This window comes from Aeromicrobium endophyticum, from assembly GCF_003586285.1.
Classification (GTDB): domain Bacteria; phylum Actinomycetota; class Actinomycetes; order Propionibacteriales; family Nocardioidaceae; genus Aeromicrobium; species Aeromicrobium endophyticum.
The window spans coordinates 109,544-135,610 of sequence record NZ_QUBR01000003.1 but is presented as its reverse complement, the minus strand read 5'-3'; the positions used below and the strand labels follow the sequence as shown (position 1 = coordinate 135,610).

At 69.3% G+C, this 26,067-nt stretch carries 27 protein-coding genes and 1 pseudogene; 13 read left to right on the top strand and 15 right to left on the bottom strand.

The window, feature by feature from the left end:
- The first annotated feature begins 86 nt into the window (after nt 1-86).
- Entirely contained in the window at nt 87-1,007 is a 921-nt protein-coding gene (locus DX116_RS18820; protein ID WP_119705838.1) for a LysR family transcriptional regulator, read from the top strand.
- Between the two features lie 24 nt (nt 1,008-1,031).
- On the opposite strand, the gene DX116_RS18815 is transcribed toward DX116_RS18820, so the two are convergent.
- A complete protein-coding gene (locus DX116_RS18815; RefSeq protein ID WP_119705837.1) occupies nt 1,032-1,319 on the bottom strand; it encodes a DUF1330 domain-containing protein in 288 nt (95 codons plus the stop codon).
- Nucleotides 1,320-1,449: 130 nt separating this feature from the next.
- Here DX116_RS18815 and DX116_RS18810 point away from each other — a divergent pair, with 130 nt between their 5' ends.
- On the top strand, nt 1,450-2,742 hold the full coding sequence (locus DX116_RS18810; protein WP_119705836.1) for a carboxypeptidase-like regulatory domain-containing protein: 1,293 nt from the start codon (nt 1,450-1,452) through the stop codon (nt 2,740-2,742).
- 9 nt (nt 2,743-2,751) lie between these two features.
- Here the strand turns inward: DX116_RS18810 and DX116_RS18805 are convergent, their stop codons facing one another.
- Nucleotides 2,752-3,000, bottom strand: coding sequence for a hypothetical protein (locus DX116_RS18805; protein ID WP_119705835.1), 249 nt, complete (start codon nt 2,998-3,000; stop codon nt 2,752-2,754).
- 312 nt (nt 3,001-3,312) lie between these two features.
- On the opposite strand from DX116_RS18805, the gene DX116_RS18800 reads away from it, so the two are divergent.
- Nucleotides 3,313-3,501 carry an LLM class flavin-dependent oxidoreductase gene (locus DX116_RS18800; RefSeq protein WP_119705834.1) on the top strand — a complete coding sequence of 63 codons (189 nt, stop codon included), beginning with the start codon at nt 3,313-3,315 and terminating at the stop codon, nt 3,499-3,501.
- 127 nt (nt 3,502-3,628) lie between these two features.
- On the opposite strand, the gene DX116_RS18795 is transcribed toward DX116_RS18800, so the two are convergent.
- The 3 genes from DX116_RS18795 to DX116_RS18785 form a co-directional block, all read right to left on the bottom strand.
- Entirely contained in the window at nt 3,629-4,318 is a 690-nt protein-coding gene (locus DX116_RS18795; protein WP_158592044.1) for an alpha/beta fold hydrolase, read from the bottom strand.
- 11 nt (nt 4,319-4,329) lie between these two features.
- Nucleotides 4,330-5,034 (bottom strand): DJ-1/PfpI family protein, encoded by a 705-nt coding sequence (locus tag DX116_RS18790; protein ID WP_119705832.1) that lies wholly within the window; start codon nt 5,032-5,034, stop codon nt 4,330-4,332.
- A gap of 155 nt (nt 5,035-5,189) precedes the next feature.
- On the bottom strand, nt 5,190-5,828 hold the full coding sequence (locus tag DX116_RS18785; protein ID WP_119705831.1) for a DJ-1/PfpI family protein: 639 nt from the start codon (nt 5,826-5,828) through the stop codon (nt 5,190-5,192).
- Between the two features lie 246 nt (nt 5,829-6,074).
- On the opposite strand from DX116_RS18785, the gene DX116_RS18780 reads away from it, so the two are divergent.
- The 4 genes from DX116_RS18780 (at nt 6,075) to DX116_RS18765 (ending at nt 10,287) form a co-directional block, all read left to right on the top strand.
- Nucleotides 6,075-6,698, top strand: a complete 624-nt coding sequence (locus DX116_RS18780) for a DJ-1/PfpI family protein (RefSeq protein WP_119705830.1) — start codon at nt 6,075-6,077, stop codon at nt 6,696-6,698.
- A 61-nt stretch (nt 6,699-6,759) separates the two neighbouring features.
- The gene (locus tag DX116_RS18775) at nt 6,760-7,659 is read left to right on the top strand and encodes a PfkB family carbohydrate kinase (protein ID WP_158592043.1); all 900 of its coding nucleotides are present in this window, start codon (nt 6,760-6,762) and stop codon (nt 7,657-7,659) included.
- 58 nt (nt 7,660-7,717) lie between these two features.
- On the top strand, nt 7,718-8,476 hold the full coding sequence (locus DX116_RS18770) for a DeoR/GlpR family DNA-binding transcription regulator (RefSeq protein WP_119705828.1): 759 nt from the start codon (nt 7,718-7,720) through the stop codon (nt 8,474-8,476).
- 431 nt (nt 8,477-8,907) lie between these two features.
- Nucleotides 8,908-10,287, top strand: coding sequence for a PucR family transcriptional regulator (locus tag DX116_RS18765; RefSeq protein WP_233556952.1), 1,380 nt, complete (start codon nt 8,908-8,910; stop codon nt 10,285-10,287).
- A gap of 42 nt (nt 10,288-10,329) precedes the next feature.
- Here the strand turns inward: DX116_RS18765 and DX116_RS18760 are convergent, their stop codons facing one another.
- Entirely contained in the window at nt 10,330-11,346 is a 1,017-nt protein-coding gene (locus DX116_RS18760; RefSeq protein WP_233556950.1) for a LysR family transcriptional regulator, read from the bottom strand.
- Here DX116_RS18760 and tdh point away from each other — a divergent pair.
- The 3 genes from tdh to DX116_RS18745 are packed head-to-tail and all read left to right on the top strand — an operon-like array spanning nt 11,345 to nt 14,923.
- The gene (gene tdh, locus DX116_RS18755) at nt 11,345-12,385 is read left to right on the top strand and encodes an L-threonine 3-dehydrogenase (protein ID WP_119705825.1); all 1,041 of its coding nucleotides are present in this window, start codon (nt 11,345-11,347) and stop codon (nt 12,383-12,385) included. The genes DX116_RS18760 and tdh overlap by 2 nt on opposite strands.
- A 49-nt stretch (nt 12,386-12,434) precedes the next feature.
- A complete protein-coding gene (locus DX116_RS18750) occupies nt 12,435-13,604 on the top strand; it encodes a glycine C-acetyltransferase (protein WP_199716200.1) in 1,170 nt (389 codons plus the stop codon).
- A 59-nt stretch (nt 13,605-13,663) separates the two neighbouring features.
- Nucleotides 13,664-14,923 carry an allantoate amidohydrolase gene (locus DX116_RS18745; protein ID WP_119705823.1) on the top strand — a complete coding sequence of 420 codons (1,260 nt, stop codon included), beginning with the start codon at nt 13,664-13,666 and terminating at the stop codon, nt 14,921-14,923.
- 35 nt (nt 14,924-14,958) lie between these two features.
- Here DX116_RS18745 and DX116_RS18740 read toward each other — a convergent pair whose 3' ends face one another.
- From DX116_RS18740 to DX116_RS18705, 8 genes are all read right to left on the bottom strand, one after another.
- Nucleotides 14,959-16,479: an amidohydrolase family protein gene (locus DX116_RS18740; protein ID WP_267897703.1), complete on the bottom strand. Its 1,521-nt coding sequence runs from the start codon at nt 16,477-16,479 to the stop codon at nt 14,959-14,961.
- A gap of 234 nt (nt 16,480-16,713) precedes the next feature.
- On the bottom strand, nt 16,714-17,697 hold the full coding sequence (locus DX116_RS18735; protein ID WP_158592042.1) for an ABC transporter permease: 984 nt from the start codon (nt 17,695-17,697) through the stop codon (nt 16,714-16,716).
- A 59-nt stretch (nt 17,698-17,756) separates the two neighbouring features.
- A complete protein-coding gene (locus DX116_RS18730; protein WP_119705820.1) occupies nt 17,757-18,533 on the bottom strand; it encodes an ATP-binding cassette domain-containing protein in 777 nt (258 codons plus the stop codon).
- A complete protein-coding gene (locus DX116_RS18725; protein WP_119705819.1) occupies nt 18,533-19,537 on the bottom strand; it encodes a sugar ABC transporter substrate-binding protein in 1,005 nt (334 codons plus the stop codon). The genes DX116_RS18730 and DX116_RS18725 overlap by 1 nt, the downstream gene beginning before the upstream one ends.
- Before the next feature lie 103 nt (nt 19,538-19,640).
- Complete coding sequence (locus tag DX116_RS18720) at nt 19,641-20,618, bottom strand: alpha/beta hydrolase (protein ID WP_119705818.1); 978 nt, start codon at nt 20,616-20,618, stop codon at nt 19,641-19,643.
- Nucleotides 20,615-21,619 (bottom strand): alcohol dehydrogenase catalytic domain-containing protein, encoded by a 1,005-nt coding sequence (locus DX116_RS18715; protein WP_119705817.1) that lies wholly within the window; start codon nt 21,617-21,619, stop codon nt 20,615-20,617. The genes DX116_RS18720 and DX116_RS18715 overlap by 4 nt, the downstream gene beginning before the upstream one ends.
- A gap of 215 nt (nt 21,620-21,834) precedes the next feature.
- A complete protein-coding gene (locus tag DX116_RS18710) occupies nt 21,835-22,770 on the bottom strand; it encodes an EamA family transporter (protein ID WP_119705816.1) in 936 nt (311 codons plus the stop codon).
- 88 nt (nt 22,771-22,858) lie between these two features.
- Nucleotides 22,859-23,794 (bottom strand): alpha/beta hydrolase, encoded by a 936-nt coding sequence (locus tag DX116_RS18705; protein ID WP_158592041.1) that lies wholly within the window; start codon nt 23,792-23,794, stop codon nt 22,859-22,861.
- A gap of 614 nt (nt 23,795-24,408) precedes the next feature.
- Between DX116_RS18705 and DX116_RS18700 the strand changes: the two are divergent.
- Nucleotides 24,409-24,532 (top strand): annotated as a pseudogene (locus DX116_RS18700) (biotin carboxylase N-terminal domain-containing protein); the annotation flags it as partial.
- Nucleotides 24,533-24,557: 25 nt separating this feature from the next.
- Here DX116_RS18700 and DX116_RS18695 read toward each other — a convergent pair.
- On the bottom strand, nt 24,558-24,923 hold the full coding sequence (locus DX116_RS18695) for a DoxX family protein (RefSeq protein ID WP_119705814.1): 366 nt from the start codon (nt 24,921-24,923) through the stop codon (nt 24,558-24,560).
- A gap of 98 nt (nt 24,924-25,021) precedes the next feature.
- Here DX116_RS18695 and DX116_RS18690 point away from each other — a divergent pair, with 98 nt between their 5' ends.
- On the top strand, nt 25,022-25,438 hold the full coding sequence (locus DX116_RS18690) for a winged helix-turn-helix transcriptional regulator (RefSeq protein WP_119705813.1): 417 nt from the start codon (nt 25,022-25,024) through the stop codon (nt 25,436-25,438).
- 151 nt (nt 25,439-25,589) lie between these two features.
- Nucleotides 25,590-25,946 carry a hypothetical protein gene (locus DX116_RS18685; RefSeq protein ID WP_119705812.1) on the top strand — a complete coding sequence of 119 codons (357 nt, stop codon included), beginning with the start codon at nt 25,590-25,592 and terminating at the stop codon, nt 25,944-25,946.
- The last annotated feature ends 121 nt before the right edge of the window (nt 25,947-26,067 follow it).

Here is a 26,067-nt window from a genome sequence, read left to right as displayed (position 1 = left end):
CTGGGTGGCGGGTAGTCGTTCCATCCTCGCGGTCGTGAACGCTGGAGGCCAGCAAGTTAAGTCGTGCTTAAGGGTAGGGTCGCGGCATGACCACCTCGCCGGCCGACGGAGTCCGCCTCGCCACCTTCGTGCAGGTCGCGCGGCACGGCAGCATCAGCGCCGCCGCCCGGGTGCTCGGGATGACCGCCTCGGCGGTGTCGCAGCAGATGTCGCAGCTCGAGCGGCAGTGCGGCGTGCCGCTGCTCGAGCGCCGGCCCCGCGGGGTCACGCTGACGGGAGCGGGTGAGGCTCTGCTCACCCAGGCCGAGGACGTCGTCCGCGCCCTCGAGGAGACCGAGACGACCATGGCGCAGCTCAGCGGCAAGGTCGCCGGACGGGTGCGCGTCGGCTCGATCGCCTCGGCCGCCGCGGCGGTGATCCTGCCGGCCATCACGGTGCTGGCGCGCAGCGCACCCGACCTGCGGATGACGGTGCAGACGGTCGAGCCGGCGCACAGCGTCGAGGCCGTGCTCGGCGGCCAGCTCGACCTCGCCGTCATCGACGTCTACGACCACGTGCCGCTGCCCCTGCCCTCGCACCTCCTGGTCGAGGAGGTCGCGTCGGAGCCGCTGGTGCTGGTGACCGCTCGGGGTGCCGACCTGCCCGAGCGTCCGTCCCTGTCGACGCTGAAGGACCAGACCTGGGTGCTGCCGCCTGCTGGGGCCGCGTGCGGCGCGGCCACCCGCTACGCGTGCCGCGCGGCGGGGTTCGAGCCCCGCGTCGGCTGGGAGACCGACGACCTGCTGCTGCTCGTGGTGGCGGTCTCGCGGGGTGAGGGGGTGGCCCTGCTCCCCCGCCGCGCCGTGGCCGACTCGGTGGCCCCCGTCGACGTCCGGCAGCTCAGCACGCCGCGCCTGAGCCGTCGTCTGCTGACCGTCTCGCGGCGCGAGGCCGCCAATCGGCCGACCGTGCGGGCCTGCCTCGACGCCATCCAGCACGTCTCGCGGCACGCGCCCGCCAGGGACTAGGCCGGAACCGGACGTCGAGCGGTGTCAGGCACCGGGAACGATGCGCAGGTCACGCACCACGCCGTCACCCAGGGCCTCGAGCGCAGCTTGGTACGCCTCGCTGTCGTGGGCGGCGACCGCCGCCTCGACCGACGGGAACTCGATGAGGACCGACCGCTGCTGGCGCCCCTGCTCGTAGACCTTCTCCGGAAGCCCCCGGGCGAGGAACGTGCCGCCCGCGCCGGTCAGGGCCGGCCCGGCCAGCTCGGCATACGCCTTCAGCTTGGTCTCGTCGCGGATCTCGAGGTACGTGCTGATCCAGTAAGCAGTCATGCCGCCATCGTGTCAGAGGTCGTGCGCCGGCCGGCGACTCGTGACCTTCGTCCGGTTACGACAGGGTGTCCCGCCGGGCTACATTCTCGGGGGCCGTCGGTGACCGAGGCCGCCGATCCGAGGGACTCCCATGACACGCCACCCGCACCTCTTCCATCGTTGCGCCGCGGCGCTCGTGCTCTCGGTCGGCCTGGCGACCGTCTCGATGCCGCCGGCGTCCGCCGCAGCGGCGACCGGCACGATCTCCGGCACCCTCACCGGCACGGACGGCACGGCGATCGCGGGCGCCACGGTGAGCGCGCGCATCCCCGAGAACGTGACGCAGCCGTCGTCGACCGCCACCTCCAGCAGCAACGGCGCGTACTCCCTCACGGTGCCCGCCGGCACGGACGTGCAGGTGTGCGCCACGGCACCCGGCCGTCTTCCCGTCTGCTTCGACGCGCAGCGCGGCTACGTCATCGACCGCACGCCCTCGTCCACCCCGTGGGCCGGGGTCGGCACCCCGGTGCGGGTCGCTGCTGGCGGCAAGCGTGCGGGCACGAGCTTCCCGGTGCCGTCACCGGCACACTTCCGCGGCCGGCTCACCGATGCCCAGGGACGCCCCGCGGCCGGCGTGCGGGTGACCGCCCACACCGACGACGTCCGCGGCCACGACGACAGCGCCAGCACGGTGTCGGACGGCGCAGGACGCTACGACCTCCCGTTGACCGGACAGCTCGACTCCCCAGCCGAGTACTGCCTCGACGTCGCGGCGCCGGCCGGCGACGGCTACGCCCACGTCCGGCGCTTCCAGACCACCCAGGGCGACGGCGTGTGGTTCGGTTGCACGAAGTCGGTCAGCGCCGGCGCCCAGCTGACCGAGAACGTGACGCTCGCGTCCGACGGCAGCGCGGCCAAGAACGTCACCACCCCGTACTTCGTCGGCACACCGAAGGTGGGCTACAGGCTCGCGGCCCGCCCCGGGCGATGGGACCCGGCCACCGCCACCTTGACGTACGCCTGGTTCGACGGCACACGCCCGCTCGGCACCGGCCCCACCTACGTCGTCAGGGCCGCCGAGCTGGGTCACACGATCACGATCACGGCGACGGCCACGTCTCCGGGTCGCGCTTCGGCCTCCGCGTCGTGGACCTCGCCGAGCGGCGTCGTCCGCGGCACGTTCTGGATCAAGAGCAGCCCCACCATCGACGGTCGCGCCAAGGTCGGGCGACGCCTGAAGGCGAGGTCGTCCGCCACCGAGCCCAACGGCCGGCGCACGTACCGCTGGCTGCGTGACGGCAAGGCGATCCGCGGAGCCAACGGCCCGTCGTACCGCGTCAAGAAGGCTGACCGCCGCCACCGCCTGACGGTGCGCGTGAGCTACAAGGCTGCGGCCTACGACGCCGCGACGCGCACGTCCCGGCCCACCCACCGCGTCCGGTAGGTCTCGGGCTCAGACGTCGGGGCTGCGTTCGCGCCGAGCGGTCGCGCGAGTCAGCACTACGCCAACGGCCAGCCCCGCCACCAGCGCGACGCCGACGAGGATCGCCACCTGCGGCCAGAAGGCGAGGTCCCGCGTCACGAACAGCGCCACGACGACGGCAGCGACCATGACCCAGCTCAACGCGCGCTCGGCGCCGGTGCGGGTGGTGCCGGGCTCGTGGCGCAGACCGAGGTACTCGAGAATCCTGTGGCCGGTCACAGCGCGAGTCTCGCACGGGCCTCAGTGACGAAGCGGTGAACGTCGCCCCGCACGGCCCTTTGATCCGACACACGCCCTCGCGGCGAGGCCGACGACGTCTCGGCCGACGGTGAAGCCCGGCCTCTGGGATCGCCTCATGCCGATCATCGGACAGTCACCCGATGCCGGCGCCCTGCCCGTGCTGCACGCCGCGACCGCCGAGCTGCCCAGCGGCACCTTCACCGGCCCACGACACCTGTTCCACATGCGCGGCGGAGCACAGGTCATCAACCGGTCGGCGCGCGCCCGTGACCTCGACCTGGCGGCGCGGCTGTGGGCAACGACGGAGGGACTCGCGGCGACGAACCGACCTCGTCCGGCACCAGTGCACCGGTCCTGGTCGCGCTGGTCGCAGCGGCGACCAGCGGGGGCCGCGTCGGCAGCGGCGCCGTGCTGCTGCCACATCACTCGCCCCTCGAGCTCGCCGAGCAGCTCACGATGCACGAGACCCGCGACCCCTGACGGATCGATCTGGGTGTGGGCCGTGCAGGCGGCGCCGACTCCTCGACACGCCCGTCGCACGGCGTCGGAGACCGGTCGGGGGCGTCATCGGCCCGCTTCGTCGATGCTGATGCGATCACGCAGTCGGCTACACCCAGTCGTCGATCGTGATCTTGAGCGCGTCCAGGTGCGTGACGTGGAGGTCGTGGCCTGCACCAGGGACGACTCGAATCTCGTACCCGCCTGCGCCCAGTCGGTCGGCGAGCGCGGGCGGCACGAGGTCGGTGGGGTCGGCGAGAGCGACGAGGGAAGGCACGACCGGCTTCTCGCACGGGACCAGGTCGGGCAGGGGCCACCACGGATCGGTGAGCATCGTCGCGTCGAACAGGGCCTGCGATCGCAGGGAGCTGCGAAGATGGGCGGCACTGAGGGGCCAGCCTGCCGGTGCCCAGCCTGAAGCCTCGCCCAGGCTCATGACCGAGCCGTCCTCCCGCAGAGGGCGGCTGATGACGAGGTCGCGAGGCACGGTCCACGCGGGATCCAGGTAGATGGTCTTCCGGGGCCGGAGACTCTCGACCGCTGACACCAGCGCGCGCCCGCCCAGGGAGTGCCCGGCGATCAGATCCATCCCTGTCGGGAGGGTGTCCACGAGGTCGTCACCGAGGTCGGACGCGCGGTAGCTGCTTGCTCGTGGACTGAGACCGTGCCCACGCAGGTCGACCAGGGTCACGGTGTAGCCGAGTCCCACCAGCCACGGTGCGACCTCGAACCACGTCCCGCCGTCGCCGGTCATCCCGTGCACGAGCGCAGCCGTCTTGGGTCCGTCGCCCACGCTCACGCTGTGCAACCTCATTGATCGGAGGCTGCCGCCGCCAGTCGTGCCGCAGCTCTGCTCACCGCCTCGGCACGGCGTCGCTTGGCCGGACCGATCCGTGCCTGGTAGCCCGCGAGGACCTCCGGAGGCGCCGTGTGCGGAGACCCCGCGTCGAACGGCGGGTGCGGAACGTACTCGAGGCGAAGCTGGACGCCTTCGGCGGTGGCACGATCGAAGATCTCGGCGACGAGGGTCAGGGCGAAGTCGATGCCCGCCGTGACGCCGCCGCCTGTCACCCGGTTGCGGTCGATCACCACACGGTCCTGGACCGGGATCGCACCGAGGTCGCCGAGCACGTCCATCGCTGTCCAGTGAGTGACGGCCTCGTATCCGTCGAGCAGGCCTGCCGCGCCGAGGACGAGCGCCCCCGTGCACACCGATGTGATGTAGCGCGCGGAGGCGCCCTGCCGCGTCAGGAAGTCGAGGATGTCGCGATCGCCGAGAAGGGCGTCCGTGCCATAACCCCCGGGAACGCAGATGACGTCGAGCTGAGGGCAGCTCTCGATCGTCGTCGTCGGGTTGATCCTCATCACCGAATCGGTGCGGACAGGTTCGAGAGTCTTCCAGAGCAGGTGGATCTCGACGTCCGGGACCGCCGAGAACACTTGGAGGGGTCCCGTCATGTCGAGCTGGGTCATGTCGGGGAACACCAGCAAGCCGATGCGCAGTGGAGTGGTCATCTTCGGGCAGCCTTCACGTTGGAGGGTGGACGAGCGGAGGGTGGACGAGCGGGAGGCATCCGGCGGCGACCCGCATCGTCAGCGCAGTCGCCATCTCGGCCAGGCCGGTGAAGCAGATCGCGACTGTGCTGACGAGCGGTGACCGCGGGAATGGTTCACGTGGTGCCGAGGAGCTCGTCGCGTCGGGCGAGCACCCGCTCCACCACCCGGGGCGAAGCCGACTCGGGCGTACCGGATGCGTAGGGAGGTTCGGGCGAGTACTCGACGATCAGCTGGATCGCCTGGGCCACCTCGTCACCGGCGATCAGACCGGCGAGCGTCAAGGCCAGGTCGATGCCGGCGGACACGCCGGCCGCTGTGGCGTACTTGCCGTCGATGACGACCCGGTCGCTCGTGCTCTTCGCCCCCAGCACCGCAAGCTGGCCCGTGGCCAACCAGTGCGTCGCGACCTCGCGATCGCCGAGCAGTCCGGCTGACGCCAGGATCAGCGACCCCGTGCTGACGGCGGACATCCACGTCGACGTCGGGTCGACCGCGCGAAGCCACCGATGCACGGGCCCGTCGGCCATCAGACCCGCCTGTCCCGGGCCGCCGCCGACCAGCACCACGTCGGGGCGGCTCACGTCGTCCAAGGCCATCGCGGAGACCAGCAGGCTCCCCGTCGCGTCCGCGACGTCACCCGGTTCGTGAGCCGCGAAGACGACCTCCGCCCCAGGGATCCGGCTCAGCACCTCGTACGGACCGATGACGTCGAGCGCCGTGAACTCGGGATACAGCACTATGGCGATCTGCACGTCTGGTCTCCTCGGTCCGGGGTTCGACCATGACATGCCGCCAGCACCGCCTGGTGGTCGTCCGTGACAATAATGCTGCGAAAAATGGTCGGATCCGACCAGCCTGCCGGAACCTGAAGGACCTAGCGTCGTAGCAGCGCCACCTGAACCGCGGCACGAGCGATATCGCTGGTCCCGGCTCCTGCAGATCCGGTCGTCGGCGAAGGACCGGATCGAGAAGTCCCTCGCCCGAGCAAGGAAGCCCCGATGAAGGTTGCCATCGTCCTCTACCCGGACTTCACCGCGCTCGACGTCGTCGGGCCCTATCACTTCTTGGCCGGCGTCCCCGGCGCCGAGGTGGTCTTCGTGGCCGACACCGCGGGCCCGGTCGTGAACGACATCGGTTCCCTGGCCATGCAGGCGACACGGGGACTCGACGACGTGCTCGATCCCGACGTGGTGGTGATCGGAGGAGGGCCGGGCTACGTGGCACAGACGACCAACACGCACCTCCACGAGTGGTTGCGCACCGTCGACCGGAGCAGCACGTGGACGACGTCGGCCTGCACCGGTTCGTTGATCCTGGCCTCCGCCGGGCTCCTGGAGGGCCGGCGAGCGACCACCCATTGGGGCGCGCTCGCGGAGCTGACTGACTTCGGCGCCCACCCGTCAGACGACCGAGTGGTCATCGACGGGAAGTACGCCACCGCGGCCGGGGTGTCCGCCGGCATCGACATGGCGTTGACGCTGATCGGACTGATGTCGGGCGACGAGGCTGCTCAGACGTCGCAGCTGTTGGCCGAGTACGCGCCCTCGCCGCCCTATCGATCCGGTTCACTCCACGCGGCGTCGCCCGAGGTGGTCGCGAGGGCCAAGGAGCTGCTGGCCTGACATGCCGGTCGACGCAGGTACGGCCAGTCCGAAGCGGGAGGCGGGAGATCGTGGGCGGCGTATGAACGTGCTGGTGGTGGGCGAGGCGTTGATCGACGTCGTCGTCGGTCGAGACGGTTCGACCGAGCACGTCGGAGGGTCTCCGCTCAACGTCGCGGTGGGTCTGTCGCGCCTGGGGGTCCCGACGACGTTCGGGACCCAGCTCGGCAGCGACGCGCGAGGAGCGCTGGTGCGCAAGCACCTTTCCGCATCAAGTGTCCGCCCGCTCCTGCTCGCCCCCACCCACGACGACACGTCAGTGGCGACCGCCGAGATCGCGGACGACGGCAGTGCCGTCTACGCCTTCGACGTCACCTGGGACGCGACGACACAGCTCGACGTCGCCGACTTCGACGCCGTGCACGTGGGCTCCCTCGGTGCGGTGCTCGAGCCTGGGGCGGCCGTCGTCGTCGGGCTCGCGGCCGCGGCGCGAGAACGAGGGATCCCGGTCAGCTTCGATCCCAACGTGCGCCTGCCTGTCGAGCCCGATGCGCGCGTCTGGCGCAACGCCTTCGCCCGGCTGATGCCCTACGTCACGTACCTCAAGATGAGCGATGAAGACGCGCAGGTCCTCTCCCCGGGCACCGCTCCCGCAGATCTCGCACGGGCCCTCGCCTCCGAGACCACGCTGGTGGCGATCACGTGCGGCCGGAACGGGTCCTACCTGGCCACCAGCTCGGGCGGGTGCTGGACGGATGTGGGCGCGACCGCTGTCGCGGATACCATCGGCGCCGGCGACTCCTACATGGCGGCCATGGTGACGTGGCTGGCGGACCGAGACTGGCGGGGGCCTGGATCGATCAGCCAGGCAGAGCTGCACCAGCTCGGTTCGTTCGCGTCGTCGTGCGCGGCGATCACCTGCTCACGACCGAGCGCAGATCCACCGTGGGCACGTGAGCTTGCCACCGACGACGAGCCGTGAGCCGTGCGACAGTTGTGCATGGCAGCACGTGCGATCACCCCCGGAGAAGAACGGTCACATGACTCCCACTGAGCGACAACGGCACATCCTGCAGATGGCACGCGACCGGGGTTCGGTCGCGGTGACTGACCTGTCGAAGCTGTTGGACGTGTCGCTCGAGACGGTTCGACGCGACCTGGCGATCCTCGACACGCGAGGGCTTCTGCGCCGTTCCTACGGTCAGGCCTTCCCCGTCGAGACAGCCGCCTACGAGTCCGACCTCGAGACGCGCGAGGTCACTCACCTGGAGGAGAAGCGACGCATCGCCACCGAGGCAGTACGCCACGTCGAGGACGCCGAGACGCTGTTCATCGACGAGGGCTTCACCCCTCAGCTGATCGCTCGCAGTCTGCCCCAACGACGGATGAGAGTGGTCACGGCATCGTTGCCGATCGCCTCGATGCTCGCTCGCCGCGACCTGTTCTCGGTCTACCTGCTCGGGGGCCGGGTACGCGGGACGACGCTCGGCACGGTGGACCACTGGGCCATCGACATGTTGAGCAACTTCGTCGTGGACGTCGCCTTCATCGGTTCGAACGCCATCTCGCAGGAGCGCGGGCTCACCACCCCCGATCCAGCGGTGGCCGAGGTCAAGAAGACCGCCGTTCGCGTGTCCCGGCGTCGAGTGTTCACGGGCGTGAGCGCCAAGTTCGCCGTCTCGAGCTTCTGCCACGTCGCGGACGTGAAGGATCTCGATCTCATCATCACCGACCGGAGGCTGTCGCCGTCCACGGCCCAGCGCTATGCCTCGTTGGGGCCGACGGTCGTACGCGTCTGAACCGGTCCTGACGTCTTCGCCGGTCGATCACGACATCGATCGTCAGCGGTCGACGTCGGACAGCGTGGTCTCGTCGAACAGGCCAGACTCCGCGCCCGATGTCGTACGATTCCACTACGACCCGACGGCCGACAGGGCGCCCCATGTCCGAAGATTCGCCACGTACCACCCTCGTCCGGATCCTCGACGAGCTCAGCGAGACCCTCCTGACCGTGCTCGAGGGAGCCCCGTCCGCCTCGGCAGAGCTGGGCGGCGTCGCGTTCCACGACCCGGTCGACGACGAGTACCTGCCTGCCGACGCGCTGGTGCTCGGTGTCGGCCTCCGTGAGCACGACGACATCGTCGAGCTGTTGCAGAGCCTCGGGCGCCGGCGTGCTCTCGGCCTGGTCGTGCGCCTGCCCCAAGAGATCGACGCATCCATCGAGCGCGCGGTGAAGGAGTCGGGCGTCCCCCTGATCGGCTTGGCCCGGGGCGCTTCCTGGGCACAGCTGGCCGCCATGATCCGGTCGCTGTCGACCGACGACCTGGTCGGCGGCGACGAGGCGGACAGCATCGGGAACATCGCCTCCGGCGATCTGTTCGCCGTGGCCAATGCCATCACGGCCCTCATCGACGCCCCGGTCACGATCCTCGACAGAAGCTCCCACGTGCTGGCCTTCTCCGGACGGCAGGACGAGGCGGACTCGTCGCGGATCGAGACGATCCTGGGGCGCCAGGTCCCTGACCGGTTCACGTCAGCCTGGTTGGAGCGCGGGATCTTCGACGAGCTCTACCGCAGCAGCAAGCCGGTCTGGATCGCCCCGGGCCCGCCGGGTACGGACCTTCCGAGGGTGGCGGTGGCTGTTCGCGCCGGCGACGAGGTTCTCGGATCGATCTGGGCCGTGGTCCGCGAGCCTCTGTCGGAGGCGCGGTCTCGCGGGCTGACCGAGGCCGCACAGCTCGTGGCCCTTCACATGATGCGCATCCGAGGAGGTTCCCACGGGGCGCAGCAGCTGCGTGCCGATCTGGTGAGCACCGCCCTGAGCGGTGGATCCGGCGCGAGGAACGCGTTGCGCCGCCTCGGACTGGCGGGCGAAGCCGTGACCATACTCGCCATGGGACTGGTCGAGCACGGGCCGGACACCGTCGAGGGACACGCGATCCGCAGAGCGGAGGGGCAGCGGCTCAGCGCAGGGTTGGCCCTGCATCTGACGGCCGTCCACCCTCGTAGTGCCACGGCGCTCATCGGGGACGTCTGCTACGCGCTGATGCCGGCCGGCCGGGACGGCGCCGAGGTGGCGGAGGAGCGCGCAGCGCGCGTGGCCACGCAGTTCCTCGAACGCGTCACCGGCGGCGACCGAGCGAACATCGGCATCGGCCCCGTCGCGCAGCATCCGTCGAACCTGGCCGACGCGCGTGCCAGCGCTGATCGGGTGCTTCGGGTGCTGCTCGACCAAGAGAGCGAGCACCGCCAGGTCGCACGCTTCGAGGACGTTCACGTCGAGACCCTGCTGCTCGAGCTCCGCGACATGGTCACGGCGCGTGGCGACCGTCCGACGGGTCCGCTCTCTCGCCTGCTGGCGCACGACGAGTCGAAGGGGTCCCAGCTCGTGGAGACCCTTCAGGCCTGGCTCGAGTCCTTCGGGGACGTCGCCAAGGCGTCTGCTGTGACCTTCATGCACCCGAACACGTTCAGATATCGGCTGAGACGTGTCGTGGACGTCAGCGGACTGGACCTCGACGACCCCGAGGCTCGCCTCGCGGCGATGCTGCAGCTCCGCGTCGTGCTGGACCGCGGGAGGCCACAGCGTTCGCCTGATCGCAGTCGGTAGCCGTTCTTCGCCACATCGGTGGCCTGAGCCATCCACACCAGCTCACCCCGTGCGCTCCCAGTCCAGGACCGCCGCGTGCTGGCGCAGGGCGACGAGCACCTGGTTGATCAGCGGATGCTGATCAGCTCCCGCTCTCACCGAGACGAAGACCCTGCGCGTAGGCGGCCTGGTGTCGAGCGGCAGGACCTTCATCCCGTGCATGTGGATGCCGCGCAGGGCCGAGCGAGGAGCCAGAGCCACTCCCGCACCGGAGGAGACCAGTGCGCAGATCGCGCGGAAGTCGTTGGAGACGCTCACGACGTCCGGTCTGAACCCGGCCTCCTCGCACGCGAGACCGATGAGGTCGCGGAGCGGGTTGCCCGGCCAGGGCATGATCCACGGGTCGCCGGCCAGCTGCGCCACGTCGATCGCGAGCGCCGAGGCCAGCGGGTGGCGACGTGGCACCAAGGCGTCGAATGGTTCGGTGTACAGAAAGGCTCGATGCTGGCCTGCCGCCGCACCGGACATGTCTTCCTGGTGCGCCACACCGATCGCGATGTCCACCTCTCCCGTGGCGAGAAGGTGCCGCCCTGCGGGACCTTCGGCGTCCTTGACGAGCACGCGGACTCGCGGAGACGTCTCTCGCAGGCTGGCCACTGCCGGCGCCACGACCTCGGTGATGGCCGACGTGAACGCTGCCACGGAGACCTCGCCGACCTGACCGTGCGCCGCCGCCGCCAGATCGGCCTCCGCCTCCTCCAGCAACGCCGAGAGGCGCCTCGCGTGCCGGACCATGATCTCGCCTGTGGCGGTGAGTCGGAGGCGGCGCCCGTAGCGCTCGAACATGTCGTGCCCGACCTCTCGCTCGAGGGCGGCCACCTGCTGGGACACCGCAGACGGCGACATGTGCAGCGCCGCGGCAGCGGCTGTGACCGAGCCGTGCAGCGCCACGGCCAGCAGCACCCGCAACCTGCGCGGATCGATCATGCCCGGCCCTCTCCTTGTGAAGAATTGCTTACCAAGTGTAAGCGGAATTTCGTGATGGACTTCACGGCTTTCCTGCCCGAAGGTTGCAGTCATGAAAGCGCTGATGAAGGCCCGTCCAGGTCGCGGCCTCTCCATGACAGAGGTACCTGCCCCCGAGGCCGCCTACGGGTCCGTGCTCATCAAGGTTCTGCGCACCGGCATCTGCGGGACGGACCTGCACATCGATCAGTGGGACTCCTGGGCGCAATCGGTCATCACGGCTCCCCTCGTACCCGGCCACGAGTTCGTCGGGGAGGTCGTCGACGTCGGCGACGGCGTGGACGTCGTCGGTGTGGGAGACATCGTCAGCGGCGAAGGACACCTGGTCTGCGGCAGGTGCCGCAACTGCAGGGCAGGGCGCCGGCACCTGTGCATCCGCACCGTCGGCATCGGCGTCAACATCGACGGCGCTTTCGCCGAGTACGTCGCGATCCCGCAGGAGAACGTGTGGATCCACCGCGAGGCGATCGATCTGGACGTGGCAGCCATCTTCGACCCCTTCGGCAACGCCGTGCACACAGCACTCTCATTCCCGGTGGTCAACGAGGACGTCCTGGTGACCGGAGCCGGCCCCATCGGCATCCTGGCGGCCGCGACGGCACGCCGCGCGGGCGCCCGCTGCGTGGTGGTCACCGACGTGAGCCCGTACCGGCTGGCCCTCGCCCGCCGGATGGGGGCCACCACCACGGTCGACGTCACGCGCGAGAGCCTTCGCGAGGCGATGGAGGCCAACGACATGGTCGAGGGCTTCGACGTCGCCCTGGAGATGTCCGGCCGGCCCGACGCCCTCGCCGACGCCATCTCGACCATGAGTCCCGGCGGCAAGATAGCGCTGCTGGGCCTCCCGAGCTCCGGTACCACGATCGACCTCGGGACCGTCGTCACCAAGATGCTGACGCTGCAGGGCATCTACGGCCGTCAGATGTTCGACACGTGGTACGCGATGTCCGGACTGCTGCGCAGCGGCCTCGACATCAGCCCTCTCGTCACTCACAGGTTCGGCTTCGAGGAGCACCGAGCCGCGTTCGACACGGCACGCTCCGGTCGGTGCGGCAAGGTCGTCATCGACTGGACGACGGCGCGTCTCGGCTGAGCTGTGACCATCCCCCACCCACTCCCCAGGAGGACACATGTTCGGATCCATGCGTGACGACCTGCGGCAGGAGCTCGATGCCATCCGTGCAGCCGGCCTCTACAAGCAACCACGGCCGATCAGCAGTGCTCAGGGGGCGACCATCACCGTCGGCGACGACAGGCTGCTGAACTTCTGCTCCAACAACTACCTCGGCCTCGCGGACCACCCGGTCGTCATCGACGCCGCGAAGGCCGCACTCGACGAGTGGGGCTTCGGGATGGCATCGGTGCGTTTCATCTCCGGGACGCAAGACCCTCACCACCACCTGGAGGAGCGCCTGTCGGCCTTCCTCCGAACGGAGGACACGATCCTGTACGGATCGTGCTTCGACGCGAACGGAGGGGTCTTCGAGTCGATCCTCGACGAGCGTGACGCGGTCATCTCCGACGAGCTGAACCACGCCAGCATCATCGACGGCATCCGACTCTGCAAGGCGGAGCGCCTGCGCTACCGCAACCGCGACGTGGCAGACCTCGAACGACAGCTGATTGCGGCGCGCGGCGCGCGACACCGCCTGATCGTCACGGACGGGGTCTTCTCGATGGACGGGTACCTCGCCCCCCTCGACGAGATCTGTGCGCTGGCCGACCAGCACGACGCCCTCGTGATGGTCGACGACTCGCACGCCGTCGGCATCGTGGGCCACGAAGGTCGCGGCACCCCTGAGCTGTTCGGGGTCGGTGACCGGGTCGACATCCTGACCGGAACACTCGGCAAGGCTCTGGGCGGAGCGAGCGGAGGCTACGTCGCTGCTCGCGCGGAGATCGTGGACACGCTGCGGCAGCGGTCCCGTCCCTACCTGTTCTCGAACTCCCTGGCGCCGTCCATCGTCGGCGCGTCGATCCGTGTCCTGGACCTGATGACCGAGGCGGACGACCTCCGGACGCAGCTGCGGTCCAACGCGTCCGCGTTCCGGACCCAGATCGTCGACGCGGGGTTCGACGTGCTGGAGGGATCGCACCCCATCGTGCCCGTCATGATGGGGGACGCCGCGACCGCCGAGGCGATGGCAGCGGCTCTCCTCGACCAGGGGGTGTACGTCTCTGCCTTCTCGCATCCGGTCGTGCCCCTGGGACGGGCGCGCATACGAGTCCAGCTGTCGGCGGCCCACCGCGCCGAGGACGTCGACGCAGCCGTGAAAGCCTTCGTGAGGGCCCGCGAGCAGACGACCGACTGAACCAGCCCGCGCCACCGTCAGCTCTCCCCCTCCCCCATCACAGATCTGAGGCAACACCGATGAGCCATCCGTCAACCGTCAGCGGCCTCCTCACCGACGTGCGCCAGGTCGGGCGGGACGCCCGCCGCGGCGGGTACTCGCGCTTCACCTACTCGGACGCCGATCTCGAGCTCCGCGAGTGGTTCGTGGCCGAGGCGTCGCGGAGGTCGCTGGACGTGGACGTCGATCGCAACGGCGCCATCTGGGCCTGGCGGCCCGGGCCGGGTGGTTCGCTCGAGGACGCCGTGGTGACCGGCAGCCACGTCGACTCCGTGCCGGGCGGGGGCGAGTTCGACGGCCCGCTCGGCATCGCGTCCGCGCTCGTGGCGGTCGATCACCTCGACGCCAGCGGTGCACGTCTCGACCGGCCTCTCGCCGTGGTGCTGTTCCCGGAGGAGGAAGGCGCGCGCTTCGGCCAAGCGTGCCTGGGTTCGCAGCTGATGACGGGTGCTTTCGACCCGGTTGCGGCGCTCGATCTCCGCGACGTCGACGGCGTGTCCCTGGCAGAAGCGCTCCGCCGAGGCGGGATCGACCCCACGCGCCTCGGGCGTGACGACCAGGCGCTCAGCCGCATCGGGGCCTTCGTCGAGCTCCATGTCGAGCAGGGACGAGGCCTCATCGACCTCGGGCAGCCCGTGGCCATCGCATCGTCGATCATCGGCCACGGCCTGTGGAGGCTGACCGTCTCCGGGGAGGGCAACCACGCCGGCGCGACCGCGATGGACCACCGGCGGGATCCACTCGTCGCGGCCGCCGCCGTCATCGCCTTGGTGCGCGACGCGGCGCGCGAGGTGCCCGGCGCGCGTGCGACCGTGGGCCGCGTCCAGCCCATCCCGGGCGGCACCAATGTCATCGCGTCGCGAGTCGACGTCTGGGTTGACGTCCGGCACGACGACGACCAGGTGGCCAGGTCCCTCGTGTCGACGATCTTCGACCGTGCTCGTCGCGCAGCCGCACTCGAGGGTTGCGACGTCACGTTGACGGAGCAGTCGTACGGCGGTTCGGTCGACTTCGATCCGACGCTGCGTGACCGCCTCGCCGCGGTGCTGCCGGAGGCCCCGATCCTGCGCAGCGGAGCCGGCCACGACGCAGGCGTCCTGGCGGACGTGGTCCCGACGGCGATGCTGTTCACCCGCAACCCCACCGGCATCTCCCACTCGCCTGAGGAGCAGATCGAGGAGGCGGACGCCGAGTCAGGTGCAGCTGCACTGGCCGACGTCTTGCGAGACCTCCTGACACTCGACGAGGCACCTCCTGCCTCGACGCCCGGCCGGCCGTGACGGGCCGATCACGGCGACGTCCCGGTAGCCGGTCGTCATGACTGGCCGCGCACCGGTCGACCGGGAAGGGCGTCGGTCAGCAGGAGCCCCTCGTTCACGACGAGCTCGCCGTTGACCATGACGTGCGTGAATCCCTGCGAAGGACGGGTCGAGTCCTGGTAGGTAGCGGCATCGGTGACCCGCGCGAGGTCGAACACGGAGATGTCGGCGTCGCACCCCACCTGGATCCTGCCCTTCTGCTTCATGGCTGGGGACGCTTCGCCAGCGATGTCAGCGGGATACAGGCTGCACCGCGCGACGGCTTCGCTCAGGGTCAAGGCTCCCAGCTCCTTCACGGCGATCCTCAGGGTCCGAGCGAAGGTGCCTGCGCTGCGCGGGTGCGTCCTGACGTGCGCCGGGAGCGGCCACTGGAGCGGGTCGTAGGTGTACCCCGCCTCGACGACGAACGGCACCGCGTCGGACGCCACTGCGGCGCCGGGGAGGGTGAGGATCTGTTCCAGTCGATCCGGCGACTGCTCCTCGTCGAATCCCTTGATGAAGGCGAGGGCCGACGGGTCGAGAGCGCGGAGCTCGAGGAGGCGCTCGCGCGAGGCGACGGTCTCCCCCGTCGCCGCGTAGATCACGTCCTGGGTCGTCCCGGTGCCGCCCAGGACGTGCAGGCGATCGGGATGGAAGTACTCCGAGCCGATGCCGGTCATCCCCGATCCGTAGGGATAGGCCTCGCTCGTGATCCGGCTGCCCTCGTCCCGCGCCGCCGTCACGACACCCTGGACGCGGTCGAGGTGTCGTGACGAGGTGGAGTTGATGTGGCAGAAGTGCATGTGGGCCCCGGTCTCTGCGGCGGTCCGGGCGATCTCGCTGGCACCGTCCACCACGACGTCGGGGTCCTGCTCGACGAGGGGACGTGCGTGCGTGAACACCGGCACGCCCCAGGAGGACGCCAGGCGAGCGACGGACAGGTACTCGGCTGGGTCGGTCCGTGGTGCGTACCCGAGCAGGACTCCGATGCCGAGCGCCCCGTCGGCGATCTCCCTGTGCAGCATGTCCATCATCTCGGCCTGCTGCGCGGGGCTGGCACCGGCGCGCCAGGCGTCGGCACCGAGGCCTTCCTGGAAGGCGTCGAGTCCGCCGGTGAGAGGTTCTCCTCCCACGACGTGCCGGCGTATCGCGGCCCAGGACGTCGAGTAGCCGAAGTTGATCGGCCGACCCTCCGTGCCGGCTCGCCTGTACGCAGCGTCGACGGGAGAGACTCCGGCCTCCAGCTCGAGTGCTGTGGTCACTCCGTCGAGAGCCTGCAGTCGCATCTCGCCGACGGCCTGGGCATGGCTGTGCAGGTCGACGAACCCCGGGACGACGACCAGACCGTGGGCGTCGATCCGGCGTCGCCCTTCGAGCTCGGACGTGGACACGGACACGATCTGGTCGCCGATGATGCCGACATCGCGCACGTCGTCGAGTCCGCTCTCAGGGTCGACGACTCGGCCGCGCGCTATCACCACGTCATGCATGACGGGGTGACTCGGAACCGATGTGGCCGGCGTGCCGGACGTTGCCATGAATGTGCCCTCCATGCTGGACGAGGTGCTCAGACTAGGGCGGACCGCAGCGGTCGTTCCGGTCCAGAAACACAAGGTTCTCGCCGGCTGTGTGTCGCGTCGGACAGGTTCTGACCGTCCGGTCCCAGACGGCGAGGTCGATGTGGGAGCACCACGTGCGGACGACGATGAGCTCCTCGTCCACGGAGGGAGGAGGAGCTCAACGTCGGGGCCGCGAGGCGGCTCCCACTCGCGCTATCGCTTGCGGAAGATCCGCTCCCTGCGCAGGTGGTCGATGGCGACCGCACCGACCAGGATGGCGCCGACCACGATGGTGTTGTACTGCGGGGGGATGTTGCTCAGCACCAGAGCATTGTCGATCAGTGACAGCAGGACCGCGCCGATCGCGATCCCTTGGATCGAACCCAGGCCGCCCAGGAGGCTGACCCCGCCGATCAGCACAGCGGTCACGACGATGAGTGTCGTGCTGCTGCCACCCGCCGTCACCTGGGCCGAGCCCACGCGCGCCGAGTAGATGACGCCGGCCAGGCCGGCCGTCACCGCTGACAGGACGTAGAGCGCCAGGTCCACACGCGTCGCGCGTACTCCGTTGGCGACCGCGGCAGCGCGGTTCCCGCCCAGCGCCCTCACGTTCACGCCGAAACGAGTCCGTTCGAGCAGCACCCAGAACCACAACCCCACGACGATGGCGATCAGGACGATGTTGGGAACACCGAGGATGCTGCCCTGTCCGATGTCCTGCACGACCTGCGGCAAACCGATGACGTCGTTTCCGCCGGTCACCAGGTTGTCCACCCCGGTCAGCATGTAGAACATGCCCAGCGTCGCGATGATCGGCGGAACGTGCCAGTACGTGATGACGACGTGGTTGATCGCTCCGACGAGTGCCGCCAGAGCCAGGCCGCCGAGGATCGCGATCGGCCACGGGACGGACGAGACCAGCATCTTGCTGGCCATCAGCGCAGAGAGCGTGAAGATCGCGCCTGCCGCGAAGTCCAGTCCGCCCCCGATGATCAGCAGCCCGGCGCCGCAGCCCATCACGAAGTAGATGACACTGCTGCGCAGGATCTCCAGGAGGTTGTCGCTGTCGAGGAACAGGTCCGACTTCATGGCAGCCAAGACACCGACCACCACCACGACGATGGCGAGGGTCGTCTCCTGCCGGCTCATCACTCGACGCACCCATTCGGCTGCGCTCGTACCCTCCTCCACGGTCACGGGCTCCTTCTGCTCGGGCGACGGTCCCCGACGCGTGCGCCGGCTCAGCAACGTAGTCATCATGCGACCTCGGCTGTTCGGGTGTCGCCGGGGATCGCTCCCGTGATGAGGCCGACGACCTCGTCGCGGGAGACGTCGGCGACCGTGCGGGTGCCGACGCTGCGACCCAGGCGGAGGACGGTGACCTTGTCCGCATGCTTGAAGGCGAAGTCCAGGTCGTGCGTCACGCAGATCACGGCCTTGCCGGCGGCCTTCAGCTCGTCGATGATCTCGCCCACGTGCGCAGTCTCCTGCACGCCGAGGGCCGCCGTCGGCTCGTCGAGAAGGATGATGGGCTTGTCCATGCGCACGGCTCGAGCGATCGCGACCACCTGGCGCTGGCCACCTGACAACAAGCCGACCGGCGTGCGTACGTTGCCCACACGGACCTTCAGCTCCTTGAGGACGACCGCGGCCTCGCGTTCCATCTTCCGCCGGTCGAGGATCACCCCGTACTTGCGGGGAAGATTGCCCAGCGCCATGTTGTGCGCGATGTCGAGGCACTCGACCAAGGCGAGATCCTGGTACACCACCGAGACGCCGTGCTCGTGAGCGTCAGCTGCCGACCGACGCGACGCCATGCGTTCGCCCTGCACCATCACGTCGCCCTCGTCGGCGCTGTGGATGCCCGTGATGATCTTGATCGTGGTGGACTTGCCGGCCCCGTTGTCCCCGACGATCGCGTGCACCTCTCCGGCGTACGCATCGAGAGCCACGTCCTCGAGCGCGGAGACCGAGCCGAAGAACTTCTTCACCCCTCGCAGCTGCAGAGCGGGCGTCGCGCGGTCGGCAGCCATCAGCTCCAGCCCTTGTCGAGGTAGCTCTGGAGGTCTTCCTTGCCCACCACGCCGACGGGGACCGGGATCGGCTTGACCTCCTTGCCCTCGGCCTTGTCGATGACACCGTCGGCGATCGACGTGCCGAGCGAGCAGATGTCCTGGAGGAAGATCTGGTTGACGTATCCGTCGTCCAACGCTTCACGGCCGCCGTTGTCGATCCCGACCGCTGTCAGGAATACCTTGCCCTTCAGGTTCTTGGCCTTGATGGCCGCGACCGCGCCGGGCGTCGTCGTGCCCATGTTGGTGACGATGTCGGTGATGTCGGGGTGCGCCGTGAGGAGCGCCGTCACCTGGGCGAGCCCCTTGGCAGGGTCGTCGCCCGTGTAGACCGCTCCCGCGATCGTCACGTTGTCGGTCTTCGACACCGCGTTCTTGACGCCGTCCATCCACTGCTTGCCGAGGCCCGTGTCGGCCGGTGCCACCATGCCGACGACGTGCTTGCCGGGCCGCGCGTTGACGGCCTTGATGTCCGTCTCGCCGATGAAGTTCCAGTCGGGTCCGGCGTTGACGTCGGCGCCGGTGTCGTCGCCGTCGGGGCCGTAAATGGTGCCGGTGACGATGTTCTTGGCCTGCGCCTGCTTCAGGACCGACCCGAAGCCGTCGCCGACCGGAGTCGTGATGATGGCGCCGACCTTGTTCGAGATGGCCTGCTGGGTCAGCTGGGTCATCGCCGTCGCGTCCATCGCCGTGCCCGTGGGACCGCTCTCGCTGTAGGTGACGTCCCGCGCCTCGGTCGCCTTCTTGACGCACGTGGCCATCTGCTTCCACGTCGGGTAGTTGGGCAGCGGGTTGATGAACCGCAGCGACTCGAGCTTGCCGTCCTTGACGCCCGAGGCGGAACCGGCGTCGCTGTCGCTGCCGGTGGAGCACGCGGTCATCGTGGCGGCCGCCAGGGCGACGACCGGGACGATGGCAGCAAGTCGCGCCTGGGTGCGACGCCGGGATGGGGGTGTGTGTGACATGTTTCCTCCTAATTGACCCGCGACGTCAGGCCGGGGTGTGTTGACATACGTTAGGTCGTGGACGATTGATTGCTTCCGTGTCGTGCGACAATTCGCGGCACTGCTAGTTGGCGATCTCGACACGGACGACTGGTGTCTCGGTCGGCCTGTCCCGGGCGATGCGCCCGAGCAGGTCGGTGATGTGTCCCGTCAAGCGGTCGAACGCCCTGTCGGCGGCCGCGACCTTCGGCGCGAAGTCGACCCACCCGTGCACCAGGTCGTGGTCGAGCTGGACGACGACGGGAACTCCCGCTTCCTCCAGACGGCGCGAGTAGTCCTCCTCGGCGGACCGCAGGAGATCGTGCCCGGGGATGACCATCACTGCGGGAGGCAGCCCGACGAGCGACCTGGCGCGCCCTGGCATGGCATAGGGCGAGTCATGAGCAGCCGCAGGAGCCAGGTAGACCGTGAAGTAGTGGCTGATGTCGTCGCGGGTGATGTGGCCTCCCTCGCGGAATGCCAGCATGCTCGGCGTGTCCAGGTCATCGTCGATCGCCGGATAGATGAGGATCTGGCCGTCGATCCGGGGCCCCGACTCATCGCGCGCCCGCAGCGCCACGCACGCCGCGAGCGTCCCTCCAGCGCTGTCGCCCGCGACGAGGAACGGCAGCTCGGCATGGAGAGCGCTCGCCCGGACGACCGCGTCCCAGGCGTCGTCGAACGGCGCCGGGAACGGGTGCTCCGGCACCAGGCGGTAGTCGACCGACACCACGAGCGCGTCCGTGCGTGAGCCGATGCGTCGTGCCACGACGTCGTGGGTGTCGATGTCGCCGGCCGTCCACGCGCCGCCGTGCAGGTAGACGACGACGGCAGTCGGGAGCTCGGGACGATAGATCCGCACCGGGATCGTCGTTCCCCTTCCAGGCCACGACTCGTCGACGACCTCGTGCACGTCGATCGGTTCTGCGTCGCGCGTGAACGCGTCGATGGTCTCGCGCATCTCCTGCCGCATCGTCGCAGGACTCACGTCCGCCGCCCGAGCACGTGGGCCCGGACCACTCACGAGGTCGAAGACGTCCGGATCGATCGGCTGCTCGTTCACGATGCGCCTCCTGGCCGGATGGCGATCTTGAGACCCGTGCCGCCCCTGAAGGTGTCCACGGCCTGCGAGTACTCGTCCAGCGCGAACCCGTGGGTCACCAGCGGACCGAGCTTGTCGTCCCCCCAGGTCTGGGCCAGCCGGCTGGCGCGGTCAAAGCTGTTCTGGACCGCCATGCTGCCGACGATGGTGATCTCGTCGCGGTAGACGTCGAACGGACTCACCTTGATCGTCGCCGCCGGATCGGCCACCCCGAAGCACTGGAACGCGCCTCCCCGTCGCACACGGCCCAGCCCGTCCTCGATGGCGGCCACGGCCCCCGTGCAGTCGACGACCGTCTCCCACCGAGCATCCGGATCGATCTCGTCGGGAGACGCGACGGCTCGGAAGCCGAAGGATTCTGCCAGGGCCCGCCGGGCGGGATTGAGCTCCACGACGGTGACCTGCTCGTTGGTCAGGTCCGCGGCGAGCAGACTCATCATCAGCCCCATCGTGCCGGCGCCGTAGACGAGGTAACGGTCCTGCGGATGCCGGGGCAGCATGTCGACGCCGTGGATCGCGCAGGCCAGCGGCTCGGTCAGGAGTGCTCCCACGTCGGACACGTCCGGAGGGAGGACGTAGGCCAGCGTCGAAGGGACCCGCACGAGCTCCGCGGCCGCGCCGTCCGTCGTGACACCCAGAGCCTCGTACCGCTCGCACAGGTTCGCTCGTCCGCGACGACACTCCGGGCACGCGCGGCACGGCATGTTCGGGTCGACCGTCACGATCCGGTTGAGCCAGGCGGGATCCACGTCCGCACCCGTCGCGACGACCTCGCCGTAGAACTCATGGCCCGGCACGATCGGGTAGCTGTCGTACGGGAGCTCTCCGTCGAGCAGGTGGATGTCGGTGCCGCAGATCCCGGCCGCTCGCACTGCCACGACGACGTCGCCCGGACCAGGCGTCGGGTCCGGCAGCTCGTGCACCGCGATCGATCCCGGCCCTTCGATCACTACTGCTCGCATCGCAGCTCCTCTAGGTAGACCCGGCTTCGACCGGTTGGCTCATCCTGATCCGCCTTCCGTGGCCAGGCAACGAAAAAACCCCTCTCCGACCTGCCCGCTTTCTGACCGTTGTACGAGGGCAGTGCCTCCGCGCGCTCAGCGGACGAAGGCTCTACAAGCCCGGTTCAGTACTTCAGAGCGCCCGGAGCCTGACCGATTGGCGGACTCGAACCGCGTCAACGCGACGATCGACGAGAGGTCGTGGTCGCCGGCAGACGGCGCCCGCGACGCGGGACATCGACCGTGTCATCACTCCCCCGACCCCGACCCGCCGTCGCCACCGCGACCCCTGCCAGCATCACGACGCCACCGACCGTCTCGAGCACCAACGGCACCTCGTCCTGGACGACCCACGCGGTGACGATGCCGACGACAGGCATCAGCAGGGCGAAAGGCACCACGGCGCTGGCCGGGTAGCGCGCGAGCAGGGAGTTCCAGATGCCGTACCCGATGATCGAGCTTCCGACTGCCGCATAGACCGTCGATGCGACAGCGGTTCCGGAGAGGTTGATGAGCGCGTCACCGACCTCCTGCCGCCCATCGAGCACGACCGACGCCAGGCCTGCCGGGATCGGGACGACCAGCGCCGACCAGACCACGAGCGAGAGTCCTGACGCCGTCCCAGCGCTGCGGACGATGACATTTCCCGCGGCCCAGGACAACGTGGCTCCCAGCATCACGAGCACGGGGATGATCGGCGCCGACACGCCGTGCGCCACGACGACGAACGCCAGCCCACCAGCGCCGACCAGCACCCCGACGGCTTGCCGCCGCGTGGGCATCTCCCCGAGAAGACCTGCTGCCAGGACGATGGTGAAGATGACCTGCGCCTGCAGCAGCAGGGACGCAAGGCCCGCCGGGAGGCCGAGGTCGAGGGCGACGTACAGCAGACTGAACTGTCCAAGACTCATGAACGCGCCCACCGCCACGACCAGCCGCCAGCTGACCTCGGGCCGCGGGACGAGGAACACCCACGGGAGCGCGACGAGCGTGAAACGTAGAGCCAGGAACAGCAGGGGCGGGACGTCTGACATCCCCTCGTCGATCACCACGACGTTCATGCCCCACAGGAGGATGACGAGGATCGCGAGCATGCTGTGTCTCAGCGACATCCGACACCAGCTTCCTCAGCCGTCGGTCCAGATCGAGTCGGAGCCGGGCACGACCATCTCGAGGTCGCGCGCTCGTGCTGGCTCGGTCTCAGCGGGAAGCGCCTACGTCGCCGATGAGCTTGTTGATGTGATCGGTGAGCCGGGTGAACGCGCGATCGGCCGCAGCCACTCGGGGCGCGTAGTCGATCCAGGAGTGAGCCAGCTCGAGATCGAGCTGGACGACGACCGGGACACCGGCCTCACGCAGCCTTGACACGTACTCCTCCTCGGCCGACCTCAGTCCGTCGTGGCCTGGGATCACCATGATCGCGGGCGGCAGGTGGGCCAGCGATGCCGCACGACCGGGCACCGCGTACGGCGAGCCGACCGCTGCCCCCGTCGAGGCGTACTGCCTGAGCACATGGGCCAGATCCCGTCGGTCCCCGAGTCGAGCATCGAGCCCCACCATGCTGGGCGTGTCGATGTCGTCGTCGATGGCCGGGTAGATCAGGACCTGGCCGTCGATGCGGGGCCCTCGCTCGTCCCGGGACCTCAGCGCGACGCACGCCGAGAGCGTCCCTCCGGCACTGTCACCGGCAACGATGAGGGGCACGTCGGGGTGCATCGCACGGGCCCAGACGACGGCGTCGTACGTGTCGTCGAGGGGTGCGGGGAAAGGATGCTCGGGCAGCATCCGATAGTCCACCGAGACGACCACCGCGCCGGTGTCGCGGCTGATGCGCCGCGTGACGAGATCGCTCGTCTCGATGTCACCGGCGATCCACGAGCCGCCGTGCATGAACACGACGACGGCCGTGGGCACGTCAGGTCGGTAGACCCGCACGCGAATGTCCCCGTGCCGCCCCGGGACGATGTCGTCGGTGACGTGCGCGACAGAAATCGGCTCCGCGTCGCGGGTGAACGAGTCGACCGCTGCACGCATGTCCGCACGCATCTTCTCGGCACTGACCTCACTGAGTGGCACGCGAGGTCCGAGGCTCGCGAAGATCATTGCTACCTCGGGGTCGAGCGGCGCGTGGTCCATGAGTCTCCTTCGGGTCGTGGATCCATCGTCGGTGAGCACCCCACGACATGTAACGCCCGGCGGGCGTCCTGCGATGCCCAGTTCGCGCCCGACGTCCTCGTGCTGCCGCTCGCCGATCACTCCGTGTGGGGCGACGTACTGACCGTCCGGCGCCGTCATGGTGCCCGCGACCCTGACCGGTTCGTCAGTGCGCGACGGGACGAACAACGTGTCGAGTCGCGGAAAGAGACTCGATCATGGGTCGCCCTGACCTCCGAGTGCCATCTCTCCACACCGATCAGCAGGTCGTCAGTGGTGCGACACCAGGCTCCCGAACCCCTCGACCATGTCGCGAGCAAGCCGAAGACCTCCTTCGTGCTGTCCTCGGGATCGGTGTCGCACGCCGATTGATCACCTTGAACCCGGCCGCCCGCAACCAGATCACCGCAGCGACGGTGTTCGTCCGCCGTTCCGTCGTCCGCCCCCGTCAACCCGATGGCACAGTCCCGACCCATGAGGACGACCCGAAGTCCGACGCCGGCACCCGTCGCGCCGACGCATCCACAGGCTCCGGCTTCTACCGCTTCCGAACCACCATCGGCCACCCACGCCTGAAGTGGTGCGCCGTGCGGCATCAGGTCATCGACGTCGCGAAGCGCTCGGGCGCCGACAGCGTGCACCCCGGCTACGGCTTCCTGGCCGAGAAACGCCGAGTTCGCCCAGGCCGTCATCGACGCCGGGCTGATCTGGATCGGCCCCCTCGCCGAATAGCTCGCGCCACCGGTCACAGGGCGGTCGTCAACCACGCGGCGGCACCGGCCATCACCAGCAGCACGATGTTCATGAGGGCGTCCCGGAACCCATCGCTGCGCACGTGGACGACACCGGCCAACGCTTGCAGGACCGCCAGGCCCACGGCGGCCCACAGGGCCAACGCAACGGCGACGCCGGTCAGCGGCGGGAGGACCAGCCCGATCGCCCCGAGCACCTCGACAGCTCCGATCGCTCGGACGACCGGCATGGGGACGAGCGTCCCCGCCCACTTCATCATGGGCCGGAGCTGCTCCTGACTGCGGACGATCTTGAGCCCTCCCCCGTACAGGTAGAACAGGGCGAGCACGATCGCTACGACCCAATACGCGATGACCACGGAGCCTCCTTGGTTATTGTTGGTAACTGACCCACCATGACCGGTCGGAGCGGGTCGTACAAAAGGCACACCGGTGTCCGCGACCCCCAGGAGAGAACGTGTCCAAGTACGAGAAGTCCTGCCTGATCCGCGGAGACGGCGGACGAGCGATCCGCGGGATCCTCGACCGGATCGGCGACAAGTGGAGCCTGTTGATCGTCGCCACGCTCGACGACTCCCCCTTGCGCTTCTCCCAGCTGCAGACACGGGTCACCGGCATCTCGCAGCGGATGCTGACGCGGACGCTGAGGAATCTGGAGCGCGACGGTCTGGTGTCACGGACCGCGTACGCCGAGGTGCCTCCCCGGGTCGAGTACGAGCTCACGGCGACCGGCCGGACGCTGATCGGTCCCGCCGTGACCCTCGCCGAGTGGGCGGTCGACTACAACCCGGAGATCGAGGAGCACCAGGCCGCCTACGATGCGCGCCCCGACCGTCCCGGTCGTCGCGTCACGCCTCGAGACGGCGCGCTCTAGCCCCGTTCGCACCGTCGGCCCGATCACGAAAGGCACATTCATGTGCCGTGTGCAACGGGTCGAGAACGAGGCAGTACTGACGCCGCCTGACATCACGATCTCCCGTCGCCCGCACTGCGCGACGGGTCGCCGGCCGTCAAGGAGTCAGTCCATGGGCACTGCACACCCGTCCACCGACCCTCGCGACCGCGCACGGGCGGATGTCGCGGGGCGCGCCCTCGCGATGATCGTCGGCGCTGTCGCAGCGATCGCCGCCATTGTCGCCATCGGCGCTGCCGCACGCGCTCTCGGTGCGTCTTCGGACTTCAGCCCGCTGGCACCTGCCGAGCTTGTCGTGCCCACGGTCCTCGGCAGCTTCCCACGGGGAACCGTAGTCCTCGAGTGGCAGATCCTCCCCGAAGTTGGCGACGTCGCGAGGGCCCACATCGTCATCGGCGGCATTCGCCTCGATGAGCCAGCGCGCGGCCGACTGACACGTCGGAACCTCGCTGGACCGGCGCTGGTATGACCGTCTCTCGTGTGCCCGGACGCCGTGCGACGTGGCGCGGCGACCAAAGGGTTCAGCTTCACCGCCGAGGGCGTCGCGGTGGGGCCAGCAGATTCCTGGCCGCGAGCTGTGGCCCCGACGA